This window comes from Flavobacterium sp. CF136, from assembly GCF_000282055.1.
In the GTDB taxonomy this organism is placed as follows: domain Bacteria; phylum Bacteroidota; class Bacteroidia; order Flavobacteriales; family Flavobacteriaceae; genus Flavobacterium.
On sequence record NZ_AKJZ01000045.1, the window covers coordinates 33484 to 50844 of the forward strand.

18 protein-coding genes are annotated in these 17361 nt (G+C 33.5%); 16 read left to right on the forward strand and 2 right to left on the reverse strand.

The features are described 5' to 3' along the window. Positions 1 to 85: 85 nt before the first annotated feature. From PMI10_RS14140 to PMI10_RS14210, 15 genes are all read left to right on the forward strand, one after another. Positions 86 to 634 (forward strand): NADH-quinone oxidoreductase subunit B, encoded by a 549-nt coding sequence (locus PMI10_RS14140; RefSeq protein WP_007809100.1) that lies wholly within the window; start codon positions 86 to 88, stop codon positions 632 to 634. A gap of 1 nt (position 635) precedes the next feature. Then, on the forward strand, positions 636 to 1157 hold the full coding sequence (locus PMI10_RS14145) for an NADH-quinone oxidoreductase subunit C (RefSeq protein WP_007809102.1): 522 nt from the start codon (positions 636 to 638) through the stop codon (positions 1155 to 1157). Between the two features lie 21 nt (positions 1158 to 1178). Next, positions 1179 to 2417, forward strand: a complete 1239-nt coding sequence (locus tag PMI10_RS14150) for an NADH-quinone oxidoreductase subunit D (protein ID WP_007809104.1) — start codon at positions 1179 to 1181, stop codon at positions 2415 to 2417. A 169-nt stretch (positions 2418 to 2586) separates the two neighbouring features. Next, entirely contained in the window at positions 2587 to 3117 is a 531-nt protein-coding gene (locus PMI10_RS14155; protein ID WP_007809106.1) for a complex I 24 kDa subunit family protein, read from the forward strand. 1 nt (position 3118) lies between these two features. After that, on the forward strand, positions 3119 to 4489 hold the full coding sequence (nuoF, locus tag PMI10_RS14160) for an NADH-quinone oxidoreductase subunit NuoF (RefSeq protein ID WP_007809107.1): 1371 nt from the start codon (positions 3119 to 3121) through the stop codon (positions 4487 to 4489). A gap of 96 nt (positions 4490 to 4585) precedes the next feature. Continuing rightward, on the forward strand, positions 4586 to 5617 hold the full coding sequence (locus PMI10_RS14165) for a 2Fe-2S iron-sulfur cluster-binding protein (protein ID WP_007809109.1): 1032 nt from the start codon (positions 4586 to 4588) through the stop codon (positions 5615 to 5617). Next, positions 5617 to 6675 carry an NADH-quinone oxidoreductase subunit NuoH gene (gene nuoH / locus PMI10_RS14170; RefSeq protein WP_007809111.1) on the forward strand — a complete coding sequence of 353 codons (1059 nt, stop codon included), beginning with the start codon at positions 5617 to 5619 and terminating at the stop codon, positions 6673 to 6675. Before PMI10_RS14165 ends, nuoH begins: the two co-directional genes overlap by 1 nt. A gap of 150 nt (positions 6676 to 6825) precedes the next feature. Beyond that, positions 6826 to 7347 carry an ORF6N domain-containing protein gene (locus PMI10_RS14175; RefSeq protein WP_007809113.1) on the forward strand — a complete coding sequence of 174 codons (522 nt, stop codon included), beginning with the start codon at positions 6826 to 6828 and terminating at the stop codon, positions 7345 to 7347. A gap of 115 nt (positions 7348 to 7462) precedes the next feature. Next, positions 7463 to 8008 carry a NuoI/complex I 23 kDa subunit family protein gene (locus PMI10_RS14180; RefSeq protein ID WP_007809115.1) on the forward strand — a complete coding sequence of 182 codons (546 nt, stop codon included), beginning with the start codon at positions 7463 to 7465 and terminating at the stop codon, positions 8006 to 8008. Continuing rightward, positions 8008 to 8547, forward strand: coding sequence for an NADH-quinone oxidoreductase subunit J family protein (locus PMI10_RS14185; RefSeq protein ID WP_007809117.1), 540 nt, complete (start codon positions 8008 to 8010; stop codon positions 8545 to 8547). Before PMI10_RS14180 ends, PMI10_RS14185 begins: the two co-directional genes overlap by 1 nt. After that, positions 8547 to 8867, forward strand: a complete 321-nt coding sequence (gene nuoK / locus PMI10_RS14190) for an NADH-quinone oxidoreductase subunit NuoK (RefSeq protein ID WP_007809119.1) — start codon at positions 8547 to 8549, stop codon at positions 8865 to 8867. The genes PMI10_RS14185 and nuoK overlap by 1 nt, the downstream gene beginning before the upstream one ends. Positions 8868 to 8873: 6 nt before the next feature. Continuing rightward, entirely contained in the window at positions 8874 to 10757 is a 1884-nt protein-coding gene (gene nuoL, locus PMI10_RS14195) for an NADH-quinone oxidoreductase subunit L (protein WP_035631915.1), read from the forward strand. A gap of 10 nt (positions 10758 to 10767) precedes the next feature. Next, positions 10768 to 12207, forward strand: coding sequence for a complex I subunit 4 family protein (locus tag PMI10_RS14200; protein ID WP_007809123.1), 1440 nt, complete (start codon positions 10768 to 10770; stop codon positions 12205 to 12207). A gap of 64 nt (positions 12208 to 12271) precedes the next feature. Further along, positions 12272 to 13663: an NADH-quinone oxidoreductase subunit N gene (locus tag PMI10_RS14205; RefSeq protein WP_007809125.1), complete on the forward strand. Its 1392-nt coding sequence runs from the start codon at positions 12272 to 12274 to the stop codon at positions 13661 to 13663. Between the two features lie 162 nt (positions 13664 to 13825). After that, complete coding sequence (locus PMI10_RS14210) at positions 13826 to 14599, forward strand: Bax inhibitor-1/YccA family protein (protein WP_007809127.1); 774 nt, start codon at positions 13826 to 13828, stop codon at positions 14597 to 14599. Between the two features lie 54 nt (positions 14600 to 14653). Here PMI10_RS14210 and PMI10_RS14215 read toward each other — a convergent pair whose 3' ends face one another. Further along, a complete protein-coding gene (locus tag PMI10_RS14215; RefSeq protein ID WP_007809130.1) occupies positions 14654 to 15169 on the reverse strand; it encodes a PAS domain-containing protein in 516 nt (171 codons plus the stop codon). 79 nt (positions 15170 to 15248) lie between these two features. After that, positions 15249 to 16331: a DNA polymerase IV gene (dinB, locus tag PMI10_RS14220; RefSeq protein ID WP_007809132.1), complete on the reverse strand. Its 1083-nt coding sequence runs from the start codon at positions 16329 to 16331 to the stop codon at positions 15249 to 15251. Between the two features lie 256 nt (positions 16332 to 16587). Between dinB and PMI10_RS14225 the strand changes: the two genes are divergently transcribed. Continuing rightward, positions 16588 to 17358, forward strand: coding sequence for a hypothetical protein (locus tag PMI10_RS14225; RefSeq protein WP_007809135.1), 771 nt, complete (start codon positions 16588 to 16590; stop codon positions 17356 to 17358). Positions 17359 to 17361: the final 3 nt, after the last annotated feature.

The window sequence follows — 17361 nt, forward strand, 5'->3', positions numbered from 1 at the left end:
GCAAAGATTTAATGATATTAAAATTGATTTTAATTTTTTACGATTTATCCAAATCTAAAATCTGAAATCTAAAATCTAAAATAAAATGAGCGATTCAAATGTAAAAATGGTTGCCCCTCCTGAAGGTGTTGTTGGTGAAGGTTTTTTCGCCACAAAACTAAATGATGTTGTAGGTATGGCACGCGCGAATTCTCTTTGGCCATTGCCTTTTGCAACTTCTTGTTGCGGAATCGAGTTTATGGCAACAATGGCTTCTCATTATGATTTGGCACGTTTTGGCTCTGAGCGTGTGAGTTTTTCTCCCCGTCAGGCAGATATGTTAATGGTTATGGGAACTATTTCTAAAAAAATGGCGCCGATTTTAAGACAGGTTTACGAACAAATGTCTGAACCACGCTGGGTAATTGCAGTTGGGGCATGTGCTTCATCAGGTGGTATTTTCGATACATACTCAGTTTTGCAAGGAATAGACAAAGTAATTCCGGTTGACGTTTACGTACCGGGATGCCCTCCGAGACCGGAACAAATTGTTGATGGCGTAATGAAACTGCAAGAATTGGTAAGAAGCGAGTCTGTAAGACGCAGAAGCTCTCCAGAATACCAGGAATTACTGGCTTCCTATAATATTTCATAAGATGGCTTTAGAAAACACCCTTATTCAAGATAAACTTACAGAAACATTTGATTCAAGTGTTTTTAACTTTCAACAGGAAAGAGATATTTTTTCTTTAGAGACAACAGCTGATAAAATCACTGCTTTAATTCTTTTTCTGAAAAACGATTCAGATTTACGTTTTCACTTTTTAACTGATTTATGCGGAATTCATTATCCGGACAACGAAACAGATCATCAGTTTGCAATAGTATATCATTTGCACAACTGGTACGAAAACAAACGTATTAAAATCAAAGTGTATCTTAACGGCGAAAAACCGGAAATAAAAACGATTTCAAATATTTTCTTAAGCGCCAATTGGATGGAAAGAGAAACATACGATTTCTTTGGTGTGAACTTCATTGGTCACCCACAACTGAAACGTATTTTGAATATGGATGAAATGATATCTTTCCCAATGCGAAAAGAATTTCCAATGGAAGACAGCGGAAGAACAGATAAAGACGACAGATTCTTTGGAAGAACAACAACAAATTGCTAAAAAATAATTCAACATTATAAAATGTCAGAACTATTATTACCACCAGAGCATCGTTATGCTAAAATAATTAAGGAAAAACTAAACGAAGACGGAAGCGAGCTTTCAGTACTGAATTTAGGGCCTACACATCCGGCTACTCATGGTATTTTTCAGAATATCCTGTTAATGGATGGTGAAAGAATTCTTGAGGCTGAACCAACTATTGGCTATATTCACAGAGCTTTCGAAAAAATTGCCGAAAATCGTCCTTTTTATCAGATTACGCCACTTACAGACCGTATGAACTATTGCTCCTCTCCTATCAATAATATGGGATGGTGGATGACTTTAGAAAAATTATTAAATATTGAAGTTCCTAAAAGAGCCCAATATTTAAGAGTTATCGTAATGGAACTTGCACGTATTACAGATCACTTAATTTGTAATTCAATTTTGGGAGTTGATACTGGTGCTTATACCGGTTTCTTATATGTTTTTCAATTTAGAGAAAAAATTTACGAAATCTACGAAGAAATTTGTGGTGCCCGTTTAACAACCAATATGGGAAGAATTGGTGGTTTTGAAAGAGATTGGACTCCGGCCGCTTTCAAAAAACTGGATACTTTCCTTGAAGAATTTCCAGCTGCCTGGAAAGAATTCGAAAATTTATTCGAAAGAAACAGAATTTTCCTTGACAGAACTGTAAACGTAGGCGCAATCTCAGCAGAGAAAGCAATGTCTTACGGATTTACAGGTCCGAATTTACGTGCTGCCGGAGTAGATTACGATGTACGTGTTGCACAGCCATATTCATCTTACGAAGATTTTGATTTTATTGTTCCTGTTGGAAAATCAGGTGATACATACGATCGTTTCTGCGTTCGTAATGCAGAAGTTTGGGAAAGTTTAAGCATCATTCGTCAAGCATTGGATAAAATGCCTCCGGGAAATGAATACCATGCTGAAGTTCCTGATTATTACCTTCCTCCAAAAGAAGATGTATATACTTCTATGGAATCTTTAATTTATCACTTTAAGATTGTAATGGGAGAAGTTCCTGTACCGGTTGCAGAGATTTATCACCCTGTTGAAGGCGGAAACGGAGAACTGGGATTTTATTTAGTGACAGACGGAAGCAGAACTCCATATAGATTACATTTCAGAAGACCTTGTTTTATTTATTATCAGGCATATCCCGAAATGATTAAAGGTGCTTTATTATCAGATGCAATTGTAATTTTATCAAGTTTAAATGTTATTGCCGGAGAATTAGACGCGTAAAAAGATTGTAGATTTTAGAATTCAGATTGAAGAAATCTAAAACTAATATTTCAAGGATTGTAGAATTCAGATTGAAAAATCTAAAAACTAATAAAAGATTGCAGAATGTAGATTATAAATTGAAGATTGAAAAAATCTAAAATCTAAAATCTAAAATCTAAAATTAAGAATGGAAAGAAAACATTACAAACAAGAAATAAATATGACTGAAACATTGATGAATCGCATCAATGAATTAATCAGTCATTATCCGGAAGATAAAAGAAAATCAGCTTTGTTGCCCGTTTTGCACGAAGTGCAGGATGCTCATGATAACTGGTTGAGTATTGAATTGCAGGATAAAGTTGCTGAAATTTTACATATCAAGCCAATTGAGGTTTACGAAGTGGTTACTTTTTATACCATGTACAACCAAAAACCAATTGGAAAATACATGTTCGAATTCTGCCAGACTTCTTGTTGTTGTTTAAATGGTGCCGAAAATTTAATGGATTATACTTCTGAAAAATTAGGCATTAAAATGGGTGAAACAACTCCGGATGGAATGTTTACCATTGCCGGAGTAGAATGTTTAGGTGCCTGCGGATATGCTCCGATGATGCAGTTGGGCGATTTCTACAAAGAAAAATTGACAGAAGATAAAATCGATCAGTTAATCGCTGATTGCAGAGATGATAAAATAATATTACACGATAAATAAGATGTCAAAAAAAATATTATTAGACAAAATCAATATTCCCGGCATTAAAACTTACGAAGTATATCGCCAAAATGGTGGTTATGCTTCTGTAGAAAAAGCATTAAAAACGCTTACACCGGACGAAGTTGTTGAAGAAGTAAAAAAATCAGGTATCCGTGGTCGTGGTGGAGCTGGTTTCCCAGCAGGAATGAAATGGAGTTTTATTGATAAAAAATCAGGAAAACCAAGACATTTAGTTTGTAATGCCGACGAATCTGAGCCAGGGACTTTTAAAGATCGTTATTTGATGGAATTTATTCCTCACTTATTGATTGAAGGAATGATTACCTCAAGTTTTGCCTTGGGTGCAAACCTCTCATATATCTACATCCGTGGGGAATATATGTGGGTTTATAAAATTTTGGAAAAAGCAATCAACGAAGCAAAAGCTGCGGGTTGGTTAGGAAAAAATATATTAGGTACAGGTTACGATTTAGACCTATACGTACACTGTGGAGCCGGAGCATATATTTGCGGAGAAGAGACTGCACTTATTGAATCTTTGGAAGGTAAAAGAGGAAATCCTCGTATTAAACCACCATTTCCGGCTGTTTCGGGACTTTGGGCAAATCCAACCGTGGTCAACAATGTTGAAACAATTGCTGCTGTGCCATGGATTATCAACAATTCTGGTGATGAATATGCTAAAATTGGAATTGGTCGTTCTACAGGAACTAAATTAATCTCAGCTTCCGGGCACATCAAAAATCCTGGAGTTTATGAAATTGAATTAGGTCTAAGCGTAGATGAATTCATGAATTCTGACGAATATTTAGGAGGAATGTCTTCAAGCAGACCTTTGAAAGCATTAGTACCGGGAGGATCTTCAGTGCCTATTTTACCTGCTGAATTAATTTTTAAAACAGCTAATGGCGAGGATCGTTTAATGTCTTACGAATCTTTGAGTGATGGTGGTTTTGCTACCGGATCGATGTTGGGTTCAGGAGGGTTTATAGTGTACAACGACACATCCTGTATAGTGAGAAATACATGGAATTTTGCTCGTTTTTACCACCACGAATCTTGCGGACAATGTACACCTTGCCGTGAAGGGACAGGCTGGTTAGAAAAAATATTACATCGTATTGAAAACGGTCACGGCCGTGAAGAGGATATCGAATTATTATGGAGTATTCAAAGTAAAATCGAAGGGAATACGATTTGTCCGCTTGGTGATGCAGCTTCGTGGCCAGTAGCAGCAGCTATTCGTCATTTTAGAGAAGAGTTTGAATACCACGTTCGTTTCCCTGAAAAAATAAAACACAGAGATCATTTTACAGCCGAACCTTTTTCACAAGTGAAGCATTTGGTAGGCGGTAAAATAATCGTATAAATAAAATTATAAAAGAAAGTTACAAAGTAAGTAGTATTAAAAGGACAGCAAATCTTTTGAATATCTAAGCTTTCGACATTCAAATCATTAAGAGAGATGAAAGTAACCATAGACGGTCAAAGTATTGACGTAGAACCAGGAACTACCATCCTGCAGGCTGCACGTATGATTGGAGGAGACCTAGTTCCTCCAGCCATGTGTTATTACTCAAAATTAAAAGGCAGCGGGGGAAAATGCCGTTGTTGTTTAGTTGAAGTTTCTAAAGGAAGTGAAGCTGATCCAAGACCAATGCCAAAACTAATGGCATCTTGTGTGACTGGCTGCATGGACGGAATGGAAGTAAATAGCAAGTCTTCTGACAGAGTTACCGAAGCCCGTAAATCCGTGACTGAATTTTTATTGATTAATCACCCATTGGATTGCCCGGTTTGTGATCAGGCTGGTGAGTGTGATCTTCAAAATTTAAGTTTCGAACACGGAAATCCAAAATCACGTTTTATAGAAGAAAAAAGAACATTTGAACCAGAAGATATTGGTCCGAATATTCAACTGCATATGAACCGTTGTATTTTATGTCAAAGATGTGTACAAGTTGCAGATCAATTGACAGACAACAGAGTTCACGGAGTATTGGACCGTGGTGATCACGCTAATATTTCAACTGGAATCTCAAAAGCTATCGACAATGAATTCTCCGGAAATATGATTGACGTTTGTCCTGTTGGGGCATTGACTGATAAAACTTTCCGTTTCAAATCAAGAGTCTGGTTCAACAAACCTTATAATGCACACAGAGAATGTACTACTCCGGGATGCTGTGGAAAAACAACTGTCTGGATGTTTGGGGGAGAAATTCAACGTGTAACCGGTCGTAAAGATGAGTACCACGAAGTGGAAGAATTCATCTGTAATTCTTGTCGTTTTGACCATAAAAATGTGAATGACTGGGTTATTGAAGGACCAAGAGAATTTGAAAAAGATTCTGTTATCAACCAAAATAACTATACTCAGAAATTAGAGAAAGTAGAAATCGCTACAGAAAAAAATATTCTTTTAGGCAGAGATGAAGACCGTAAAAAAATTAGTATGGCTGAAATTCCATTAAACACTAACAACAAAATTTCTTAATGATGGTAGATGGTGCGTTTATTATAGAAAAGAGTGTTGTAATTGTTGTGGTTTTTGCCGTAACGATGATCATGGCGATGTATTCTACCTGGGCTGAGCGTAAAGTAGCAGCATTTTTACAAGATCGCGTAGGACCTAACAGAGCCGGATGGGGAGGATTATTACAACCTCTTGCCGATGGTTTGAAATTATTTTCCAAAGAAGAATTTTTCCCAAATACACCAAACCGATTTTTATTTATTGTAGGACCGGCAATTGCCATGAGTACCGCTTTAATGACCAGTGCTGTCATTCCGTGGGGAGACAGATTGCATATTTTTGGAAGAGACGTTCTTTTGCAGGCTACGGATATCAACATTGCTTTATTATATGTTTTTGGAGTAATTTCAGTTGGAGTTTACGGTATCATGATTGGTGGATGGGCTTCAAACAATAAATTCTCTTTGATGGGAGCTGTTCGTGCCGCTTCGCAAATGGTTTCTTATGAAGTTGCCATGGGATTATCGATGATTGCTTTATTGATGATGACCGGAACTTTAAGCTTAAAAGAGATTTCTTTACAACAATCAGAGTGGCATTGGAACATATTATACCAACCGTTATCATTCTTGATCTTCTTAATTTGTGCTTTTGCAGAAACAAACAGAACTCCTTTTGATTTGGCAGAATGTGAGTCGGAATTGATTGGTGGATACCATACAGAATATTCATCGATGAAAATGGGATTCTATTTATTTGCTGAATATGCGAATATGTTTATCTCGGCAACAATTATATCTGTATTGTTTTTTGGAGGGTATAATTATCCGGGAATGCAGTGGATGGTAGAAAATGTTGGTGTAAATACAGCTAATCTTTTAGGAATTGCAGTTCTGTTTGTAAAAATATGTTTCTTCATATTTTTCTATATGTGGGTTCGCTGGACAATTCCGAGATTCAGATATGACCAATTGATGAATTTGGGTTGGAGAATTTTGATTCCGCTTTCGATTATCAATATTATGATTACAGGTGTTGTTATTTTGAGACATGATATAGCGGCTGCCTTAGGATTTTAAGATTATTAAAAATTTAAGAAACTTATAATTAACACCTCATAATAAAAAGAAGGGAGTCAGAATTTTAACCACATATAAAAAACTGGAAACTGTAAGGTGTCGCAAAATGCGACACCTTAGAAAAGAAATTATATTTTTATGCTATAAATAATGAGTCAAATAATCATTCCTAACGAAATAATAACTAATAAAATATATTTTATTAGAAACCAAAAGGTGATGCTTGATAGAGATTTAGCAGAATTATTTATGGTAGAATCTAGGAGATTAAGGGAACAAGTTAAAAGGAATAGTACAAAATTCCCTGAGCATTTTATGTTCCGATTAAATGAAATAGAAGTTGAGTTAATGGTATCGCAAAATGCGATACCTTCTAATCAAAGTCTTGGAGGTTCACTGCCCTATGTTTTTACAGAACATGGCGTTTTGCAATTAGCAAGTGTCTTGAAAAGTGAAAGAGCGACTCAAATGAGTATCAAGATTATTGAAGTCTTTGTGAGTATGGGAGATTTATTGACTGATAATTTGAATATAAAATTGGAAGTGGATATGATTAAGAAAAAATTAATCAATCACGACAAAAACATTGAATTAGTCTTTACTTATCTTGATGAGTTGATGGACAAACAAGAGCATAAAATCGAAAGAACCAAAATAGGCTATAAAAAATAATAATATTAATACCAAAATGCCCTAGCCCTGATAGAAGTGGTATCCTTTTTTGGCTTTTCTGCCAAAAAAGATACAAACGGATAGCAGGTTAAGCTTCAAAATAAAAATTAAAAAAATGTCAATAGAAACTATATCATTATCGGGTAGAAAAAAGTTAGTCTCGAACAAAGAGATGACTTTTTTAGAGCGATTGTATCTTGTGGCGATTGTGAAAGGATTGTTTATTACTGTTAAACATTTATTCAGAAAAAAAGTTACTATTCATTATCCTGAGCAAGTACGTGAAATGAGTCCTGTTTATCGTGGTCAACACCAGTTGAAACGTGATGAACAAGGTCGTGAAAACTGCACTGCATGTGGATTATGTGCTTTGTCATGCCCTGCTGAAGCTATCACTATGAAGGCTGCTGAACGTAAAGCAGACGAAAAACATTTATACAGAGAAGAAAAATATGCTTCGATTTATGAAATAAATATGCTTCGCTGTATTTTTTGCGGTCTATGTGAAGAAGCATGTCCGAAAGATGCAATCTATCTGACTACTTCGAAAGTATTGGTGCCTTCAAGTTATGAAAGAGAAGATTTCATTTTTGGAAAAGACAAATTAGTGATGCCTTTAGATATGGCTATGAAAAATGCTCAACTTAAAAACGCTAATTAATGATACATATTCCTGATTTTGCACACGCAACTACTGTACAAGTTATATTTTGTTTCCTTGCGTTTATAACAGTAATTACCGCTTTCCTTACCATTTTTAGCAGAAATCCGATTCATAGTGCTATCTATTTAGTAATTTGTTTCTTCTCGATTGCCGGTCATTATCTATTATTGAATTCTCAATTTTTGGCTATTGTTCATATTATAGTGTATTCGGGAGCGATTATGATTTTATTCCTGTTTACAATCATGTTGATGAACCTGAATGAACAAAAAGAAGTACACCGACCAAGAATTACACGTTTGGGCGCCATTGTCTCATTTTGTTTGATATGTATTGTATTGATTACAATCTTTATTAACTCGAAACCAATTGTTGGTGCATATGATTCAACCGGTGAAGATTTTCAATCGATTAAAGTATTAGGTAAAATATTATTGAACGAATATATGGTTCCGTTTGAATTTGCATCGATTTTACTTTTGGTAGCGATGATTGGAACTGTATTATTGTCTAAAAAAGAAAAATTAAATAAATAATGGGTAATATATTAAATCAAATAGGTATTGAAAATTACATCTTTTTAAGTGTTGTACTTTTCTGTATTGGTGTTTTTGGTGTATTGTACAGACGAAATGCTATTATTGTTTTCATGTCTATAGAAATTATGCTAAATGCAGTTAACCTTTTATTTGTAGCTTTTTCGACTTACCATCAAGATGCTCAGGGACAGGTTTTTGTCTTCTTTTCGATGGCAGTTGCTGCAGCTGAAGTTGCGGTGGGATTGGCTATTTTAGTTTCGATCTTTAGAAATTTAGGTTCGATTAGTATCGATAATTTAAAAAAATTAAAAGGATAAATGGAAATGAATACCAATTTAGCTTTAGTATTAGTATTAGCTCCTTTTTTAGGGTTTTTAATCAATGTTTTCTTTGGAAAAAGCTTAGGCAAAACAGTTTCGGGAATCATCGGGACTGCTTCTGTAGTGGTTTCCTTTCTAGTTACGATTTTCTTTTTCAATCAAATTACCCAAACTCAAAAAGCCATTCAAATTACATTATTTGACTGGATTCAAATCAGTAATCTTCATATTAATCTTGGATTTTTATTAGATCAATTGTCTCTGCTTTGGCTGCTTTTTGTAACTGGTATTGGATCATTGATACATTTATATTCTATTAGTTACATGCATGATGACGAAAACATGCACAAGTTCTTCTCCTACCTGAACTTGTTTGTGTTTTTTATGATTACACTTGTAATTGGCAGTAACTTATTGGTTTTATTTATTGGTTGGGAAGGTGTAGGGCTTTGTTCGTACTTATTAATTGGATTTTGGTATAAAAATCAGGATTACAATGATGCGGCAAAAAAAGCTTTTATCATGAACAGAATTGGAGATTTAGGTCTTTTGATCGGAATATTCATCATTGGTTTCATGTTCTCCACTTTAGATTATGCAACATTAAAAACTGCAATTTCCGGTGCAACAAATTTAAATTTACCATTACTTTCATTAGCTGCATTGTGTTTATTTATTGGAGCTTGTGGTAAATCAGCTCAGATTCCTTTATACACATGGTTACCTGATGCGATGGCCGGACCAACTCCTGTTTCTGCATTGATTCACGCTGCAACAATGGTTACAGCTGGTATTTTTATGGTAACAAGATTAAACTTTGTTTTTGATTTAACCCCGGATGTTCAGAACGTAATCGCAGTTATTGGAGCTGTAACTTCATTAGTTGCTGCAACAATAGGTTTGGTTCAGACTGATATTAAAAAAGTATTAGCCTACTCTACCGTTTCTCAATTAGGATTAATGTTTTTAGCCTTAGGATTTGGTGCTTATGAAGTAGCTGTTTTTCACGTCATCACACACGCATTTTTCAAAGCTTGTTTGTTCTTAGGTTCCGGATCTGTAATTCATGGTTTATATGGAGAACAAGATATGCGTAAAATGGGCGGTTTGCGTAAAGCAATGCCAATCACTTTCTGGACAATGTTAGTTTCATCATTAGCAATTTCAGGAGTTCCATTATTTTCGGGTTTCTTCTCTAAAGATGAAATTTTAATGACAGCCTTTCACCATAGCAAAGCATTATATGTTATTGGATCTATTGCTTCAATTATGACTGCTTTTTATATGTTCAGATTAATGTTCTTAACTTTCTTTAAAGACTTTAGAGGTACAGAAGAACAAAAACATCATTTACATGAAAGTGACGGTTTGATTACATTCCCTTTAATGATTTTAGCTCTTTTAGCGACATTTGGAGGATTAATAAGTTTACCCGGAAACAGTTGGTTAAATGACTATTTAGCTCCACTTTTCACGAAAGTAGCGGGCGAAGAACACCATTTAGGCACTACAGAATATACTTTAATGGGAGTTGCTGTTCTTGGCGGATTTATCGGTATTTTCATTGCTTACATCAAATATTTTAAACAAGATAATATTCCTGAAGCAGATGAAAATATTACAGGTTTGACTAAAGTTTTATATAACAAATATTATGTAGATGAAGCTTATGATGCAATATTTGTAAGGTCAGTAAACGCATTATCTAAATTCTTCAGGGATTACATCGAAACTGGTTTATCTGCTCTTATTTTCGGATTAGGTAAAGTAACCAATGAAATAGGTTTTCAAGGTAAAAAATTACAAAACGGAAGTATCGGATTATATCTTTTTGTTTTTGTTTTGGGTCTTTGCGCCATTGTTTCCTATATATTTTTAGCTCAATAATTTTATAACTATGAACGTTTCTCTTATATTAATTATTCTTTTAATTGGTGCATTTGTCACTTATTTTGTTGGTGACAAACTAGCTTCAAAAGTAGCCTTGTTCTTTAGTTTAACAGCTTTGGGCTGTTCTTTGGTATTGTTAAGTCACTTTAACGCAGGTGAAAACATTAGCTTAATCAACGCCTGGATTACACAACCTAAAATCTCATTTGTTTTAAATGCTGACGGATTAGCAATGGCAATGCTTTTGTTAACAGTTACTTTAACTCCAATTATTATATTCTCTTCTTTTGGAAATGAATATAAAAATGCAAAAGGTTTTTACACTTTAATTTTATTTATGGCCTTTGCAATGACAGGAACATTTCTTGCTGCAGATGGTTTGTTATATTATATTTTTTGGGAATTATCTCTTATTCCAATTTACTTTATTGCTCTTATTTGGGGTAATGGTGATGCAGAAGAAAGAAGAAAAGCAGTGGTAAAATTCTTTATTTACACACTTGCCGGTTCTTTATTTATGTTAGTTGCTTTTATCTATTTATATCAAAAAGCAGGAAGCTTCCTTATCGAAGATTTATATAAATTAAACTTATCTGCTTGTGAGCAATTCTGGATTTTCTTAGCTTTCTTTTTTGCATATGCAATTAAAATTCCAATCATTCCTTTCCACACATGGCAGGCAAATGTGTATCAAAAAGCACCCACTGTTGGAACAATGCTTTTATCCGGGATCATGCTAAAAATGGGATTGTACAGTGTTATTCGTTGGCAATTGCCAATTGCTCCTCTTGCAGCAAAAGAATACATGAATATTTTTATCGCTTTAGGAATTGCCGGTGTTATCTATGGTTCAATAGTAGCTTTAAGACAAAAAGATTTAAAGAAATTATTGGCTTATTCATCTTTAGCCCACGTTGGATTAATTGCTGCAGGAACTTATACTTTAACTGTTGATGGTTTACGCGGAGCTGTTTTACAAATGATCGCTCACGGTTTTGTTGTAGTTGGATTATTCTTTGCTGCTGAAATTATTTTCAGAAGATTTGAAACCAGAGAAATTGCTAAATTGGGTGGTATACGTATACAATCTCCAAAATTCACTTCGATGTTTTTAATTTTGGTTTTGGCATCAGTTGCATTGCCAGGTACTTTTAACTTTGTTGGAGAGTTTACCGTTTTATATAGTCTTTCTCAAATTAATGTTTGGTTTGCTGTTTTAGGCGGAACGACTATTATTTTGGGAGCTTATTATATGCTTAAAATGTTTCAAAATGTAATGTTAGGAGAAACAAATCCAAAAACATTCGCTGATATTTCAGTAAATGAAGGAATTTCTTTAGTAGCAATTATTGCTGTTTTAATTTTCTTCGGATTTTACCCTAAACCAATTACAGATTTGATTACACCAAGTTTAGAAACCATTTTAAACGTTATCAATAAAAATTAATATTTTAAATAAAAATAAATTAGGGCATCATTAGTTTTAGATTTCCTAAATCAAAAAAACAAAAATGAATACATTAATAGCTATAACGGGATTGGGTATTTTCTGCCTATTATTTGAAATTCTTAATTTAAGGAAAGCCATCGTTCCTTTTACCATTATTGGACTTTTGGCTGTTTTGGCACTTAATTTTTCTGAATTTGGGTCGACAGGAAGTTATTATAACAATATGATTACAGTGAGCAAATTCTCAACTGCATTCTCATCATTGTTTATTATTCTGACAATATTTCTGGTAGCCTTAAGTCATAATTTTTATGAAAATCATCAAACAAAAATCTCAGATTTTGTTGCTATAAAAATATTTTTATTAGCCGGTGGTGTAGCGATGGTATCTTTTGGAAACTTAGCTATGTTTTTCTTAGGAATTGAAATTTTATCAATCGCTTTGTATGTACTTGCGGCTAGTGAACGCTTAAACTTAAAAAGTAACGAAGCAGGTATGAAGTATTTCTTGATGGGTTCATTTGCATCAGGAATTATTTTATTCGGAATTTGTTTGATTTATGGTGCAATGGGAAGTTTTGACGTTGCTGAAATACATGAAAGCTCTTTATCTGCAGAATTGCCAATCTGGTTTCCAATCGGAATGATTTTGATGGTAATCGGAATGTTATTTAAAGTTGCCGCAGTTCCTTTTCATTTTTGGGCTCCGGACGTTTACGAAGGTTCTCCTGCGTTGACAACTGCATTAATGAGTACTTTGGCAAAAGTTATTGCAATTGCAACTTTATATAAATTAATCAGTGGGTTAAATTTAATTTCATCACTTGAAAACCAGGATCTTTTAGGAACTTTCGAAACAATTGTAGTAATTGTATCAATTGCTTCGATGACGGTTGGTAATATTATGGCATTGCGTCAGGTAAATGTGAAACGTATGTTGGCATTTTCAGGAATTTCGCATGCAGGTTTTATGTTAATGACTTTATTAAGCATTGCAACTTCCGCAGGTGTTTTATTGTACTATACAGCTGCATATGCATTATCTGGAATCGCTGCGTTTAGTGTTATTTTATACGTTTGTAAAAATCAGGACAACGAAGACATTACAAACTTTCATGGTTTAGGAAAAACAAATCCATTACTGGCAGCTATACTTACAGGTTCATTATTATCCATGGCCGGTATTCCAATTTTTTCAGGATTTTTTGCCAAATTGTTCTTATTCAACCAAACTATTCAGGCTGGTTATATTGCTTTAGTAATTGTAGCAGTAGTAAACTCAATTATTAGTGTTGGATATTATTTCAAACTAATTTTGGCAATGTATTCAAAAGAAGCAAATGAAAAGCGTACCGGAAAACCATTTCTTATTTATGCTGTTGCGGTAATTTCTATTATTCTAAATATTGCTTTAGGGTTGTTTCCTTCTTTAGTTTTAGATTTATTGAAATAAAAATTTCGAACCCGATATATAAAAATCCATCAGTATTCGCTGATGGATTTTTATTTTAAGAGGAATTTATTCAGAAGAAAAAATCATGTTAAAAAAATTACAGAAATAACTTCACATCAAAAAAACTCCATATATTTGAGTACAATTAAATGTATTAGAAATATGAGCTTCAATTCGAAAAATCCATTTTTAAGCAACAAGCGTTTTTCATCAAATGCTGTTTCAAAAGCTGAAGAAGTGCATCAGGCACAAATTATTGATTATAATCAGGAAATGACTATATCCGGGACTATCAATAAAACAGCTGTTTTGTTTTTAATATTATGCGGGTCTGCTATGATAACATGGTGGATGGCATTTAATGGTTTAAATGCAATGCTGCCAACTATTGGTGGTGCTATTGTTGGACTTATTTTAGTTGTAATTGCAGCATTCAGACCACAAGCTTCTCCTTATTTAGCTCCAGGTTATGCCTTGTTTGAAGGTTTATTTATTGGAGGAATATCGGCCATCTTTGAAGCCAGGTTTCCCGGAATTGTTATCAATGCAGTTGGTGCAACATTAGTGACTTTTTTAGTTTGTTTAGGTTTATATAAATTTAAAATTGTGAAAGTCAATGAGCAATTCAGATCAGTAGTTGTTGCTGCTACACTGGCAATTGCAACTTATTACCTATTCTCCTGGTTAGCATCTTTGATTTTCAATTTCACTCCGGTACATTACGGAAATTCAATGATGAGTATCGGAATCAGCGTTTTTGTAATTATTATTGCTGCTTTAAATTTATTTTTAGATTTCGATCAAATTGAAAAAGGTGTTCAGGAAAGAATGCCAAAATTCATGGAATGGTACGGAGCTATGGGACTAATGGTAACTTTAGTCTGGTTATATATTGAATTCTTAAGATTGTTATCAAAACTATCCAGTAAAAACTAAATTTTCTGGAACTCTATAAAACGAAAGCCTTTTTGAAATTCAAAAAGGCTTTTTTTATGCAGCTTTTTCAAAAGCTATAAAATGCGATAATACTCCTTTGACGTTAAAAACAGGGAAACCATGAATAATGCAATTATAGGTTTCACCATTTTTTTTATAATTTAAAATTGTCTTTTCAAAAGGTGTCTGCTTTTCAATTGCTATTCTAATTTCTTTTAAAACGACAGTTGAAGTCTTTGGTCCCTGAAACATTTTTGGTAATTTCCCCAAAACTTCTTTTTCAGTATAACCAGTCATTTTACAAATTCCTTCGGATGCAAAAATTATTTTTTGCTCCACATCAGTTATTAAAACAACCTCATCCTTCAGACGTTCATTTATATCTAAACTTCCTTCATCCCATTTAAATTGACTCGCAATTTGTTTGATTTTTTTTATATCCGAAGAAAATATTTTTAATTCATTTATAGATTCATAATGAAAATCCCAACAAAGTATCGGAACTGAGTTACAATTTAAATTTGTATCCAATTCATCAAAAGATTCACCATAATAATTTACAGCATCCATAAAATACTTTTGCTCAAAGTTAGATAGAAATTACTTTACAACACATAACGTTTGTAGTATTTAATGATTGTTTCGTTTTTCAAAAATCAAATTTTAACTGTACAACAACTGCTTTTTTTTGTTCAGTGTTTAGATTATTTAAAGAAATTCCCAATAATCGAACTGAATCTTTCATGCGTTCCTGATACAACAACTCTTCAACAGTCTCCAAAATCAAACTTTTATCCGCAATAAAATAAGGCAAAGTTTTGCTTCTGGTTTGTTGTGTAAAATCGCTGTATTTAATTTTAAGAGTGACTGTTTTCCCTAATATATTGTACTTTTTTAATCTTTTTTCTAATGAAACAGCAATTTTTTCAAGTTGTTCCAGCATAAAAATTTCTGAGGAAAGATTGACATCAAAAGTATGTTCGGCAGCCACTGATTTTGTAATTCTTGATGCTTTCACTTCACTATTATGAATACCACGTACAACGTTAAAATAAAAGCCTCCGGATTTTCCAAAATGCTTTTCCAAAAATTCCACCGATTTACTTTTCAGATCTAATCCGGTAAAAATTCCCAGTTGATACATTTTTTCAGTAGTCACTTTTCCAACCCCGTAGAATTTCCGAATAGGTAATTCTTCCAAAAACGGAATTACTTCATCAGGATTTACCGTTTTTTGCCCATTAGGTTTATTATAATCACTGGCAATCTTGGCAACAAATTTATTTACTGAAATTCCCGCAGAAGCTGTAATTCCTACCTCATTGAAAATTCGTAACCTGATTTCCTGAGCCAGCAATGATGCGCTTGGATTTCCTTTTTTATTTTGAGTAACATCAAGATAAGCTTCATCAAGTGAAAGAGGTTCTACCATATCCGTGTATTCATGAAAAATTTCATGAATTTTTGTAGAAATTTCTTTATAGCGATCAAAACGGGGACGAACAAATATAATTTCGGGACAATATTTTTTGGCCAAAACACCACTTATGGCACTTCGAACCCCAAATTTACGAGCTTCATAACTTGCTGCCGAAACAACACCACGATTTTCTGAACCACCAACTGCAATAGCCTTTCCTCGTAAAGCAGGATTATCCATTTGCTCTACCGAAGCATAAAAAGCGTCCATATCGATATGGATTATTTTTCGATAAATAGGTGAATCTGACATTTTACAAATTTAAATCTAAAAAATCATAGTAAATAAAAAAAGGTCAATGATATATACAATATAGCTTAATTGAAATTGCTCTTTGTAACTTAAAAATAAAACAACAAATATTTATTAGGTAAAATGATTGTAGCCTAGTGCTAAAAAGAAATGCATTTGAGTAATTTGTAAGAATTATAATCAATATATTTACTTGTTTTATATTTTAAATTCATTTATATTGTGTATAAACTATTTTAAAAAATATCCGTAGAATATGAAAACTAAATCAGCATTGATAATTGGGCATCCGGGTCATGAATTAAGAGCTTTCAAATTTTTAAAAGATTCAAAGCCTGATGTATATATTTTAACAGACGGTTCCGGACAAAATAATGATTCGCGATTATATCAATCTATAAAATTAATAGAATCATTAGGTGCAACTTACAAAAATACCTTTAATCCTTTTACAGATAAGGAATTATATAACATTATTTTATCCGGCGACCTGGATAAAATTAAACAAGTAAAGGAGCAGCTTTTAATTTTGATAAAAGAAAACAACTATGATGAAATATATGGTGATGCTTTAGAGGGTTTTAATCCAACTCATGATATTTGCAGATATATCATTAATGGAATCGTTGCTGAGTTAGAAAAAAGTAATCCTTCAAAATCGATTCTAAATTATGATTTCGTACTTGACAAAGCACCAGATATATTATCCCAAAAAAAACACATCCATAATTTATCTTTTGAACTTTCTCCGCTCGAACTGGAAATGAAAATAAAGGCTGGTCTAAATTATCCCGAATTAAAAACAGAAATAGAAATGGCTATTGAACGTTTTGGAGTTTCTGCTTTTTCATGGGAATCATACACTAGAATTACGGATTTGAACCAAATTATCAATTGGAAAAATCCACTTCCTTATTATGAAGAAATAGGAAGAAAACGAGTAGCATCAGGTGCATATAAAACCTGCATTGAATTTGAGAAACACATCAAACCCATCGCAGAAGTTTGTTTGGCAACAACCGTATAACGA

Bases quoted from the DNA above. Each gene is read 5' to 3' on its own strand.
- PMI10_RS14175 (WP_007809113.1), top strand. From the start codon at position 6,826: ATGAGTCAAATAATCATTCCTAACGAAATAATAACTAATAAAATATAT.
- PMI10_RS14180 (WP_007809115.1), top strand. From the start codon at position 7,463: ATGTCAATAGAAACTATATCATTATCGGGTAGAAAAAAGTTAGTCTCG.
- PMI10_RS14185 (WP_007809117.1), top strand. From the start codon at position 8,008: ATGATACATATTCCTGATTTTGCACACGCAACTACTGTACAAGTTATA.
- nuoH (WP_007809111.1), top strand. From the start codon at position 5,617: ATGATGGTAGATGGTGCGTTTATTATAGAAAAGAGTGTTGTAATTGTT.
- PMI10_RS14225 (WP_007809135.1), top strand. From the start codon at position 16,588: ATGAAAACTAAATCAGCATTGATAATTGGGCATCCGGGTCATGAATTA.
- PMI10_RS14210 (WP_007809127.1), top strand. From the start codon at position 13,826: ATGAGCTTCAATTCGAAAAATCCATTTTTAAGCAACAAGCGTTTTTCA.
- PMI10_RS14155 (WP_007809106.1), top strand. From the start codon at position 2,587: ATGGAAAGAAAACATTACAAACAAGAAATAAATATGACTGAAACATTG.
- PMI10_RS14200 (WP_007809123.1), top strand. From the start codon at position 10,768: ATGAACGTTTCTCTTATATTAATTATTCTTTTAATTGGTGCATTTGTC.
- PMI10_RS14150 (WP_007809104.1), top strand. From the start codon at position 1,179: ATGTCAGAACTATTATTACCACCAGAGCATCGTTATGCTAAAATAATT.
- PMI10_RS14215 (WP_007809130.1), bottom strand. From the start codon at position 15,169: ATGGATGCTGTAAATTATTATGGTGAATCTTTTGATGAATTGGATACA.
- nuoL (WP_035631915.1), top strand. From the start codon at position 8,874: ATGAATACCAATTTAGCTTTAGTATTAGTATTAGCTCCTTTTTTAGGG.
- nuoF (WP_007809107.1), top strand. From the start codon at position 3,119: ATGTCAAAAAAAATATTATTAGACAAAATCAATATTCCCGGCATTAAA.
- PMI10_RS14145 (WP_007809102.1), top strand. From the start codon at position 636: ATGGCTTTAGAAAACACCCTTATTCAAGATAAACTTACAGAAACATTT.
- PMI10_RS14165 (WP_007809109.1), top strand. From the start codon at position 4,586: ATGAAAGTAACCATAGACGGTCAAAGTATTGACGTAGAACCAGGAACT.
- dinB (WP_007809132.1), bottom strand. From the start codon at position 16,331: ATGTCAGATTCACCTATTTATCGAAAAATAATCCATATCGATATGGAC.
- PMI10_RS14140 (WP_007809100.1), top strand. From the start codon at position 86: ATGAGCGATTCAAATGTAAAAATGGTTGCCCCTCCTGAAGGTGTTGTT.
- PMI10_RS14205 (WP_007809125.1), top strand. From the start codon at position 12,272: ATGAATACATTAATAGCTATAACGGGATTGGGTATTTTCTGCCTATTA.
- nuoK (WP_007809119.1), top strand. From the start codon at position 8,547: ATGGGTAATATATTAAATCAAATAGGTATTGAAAATTACATCTTTTTA.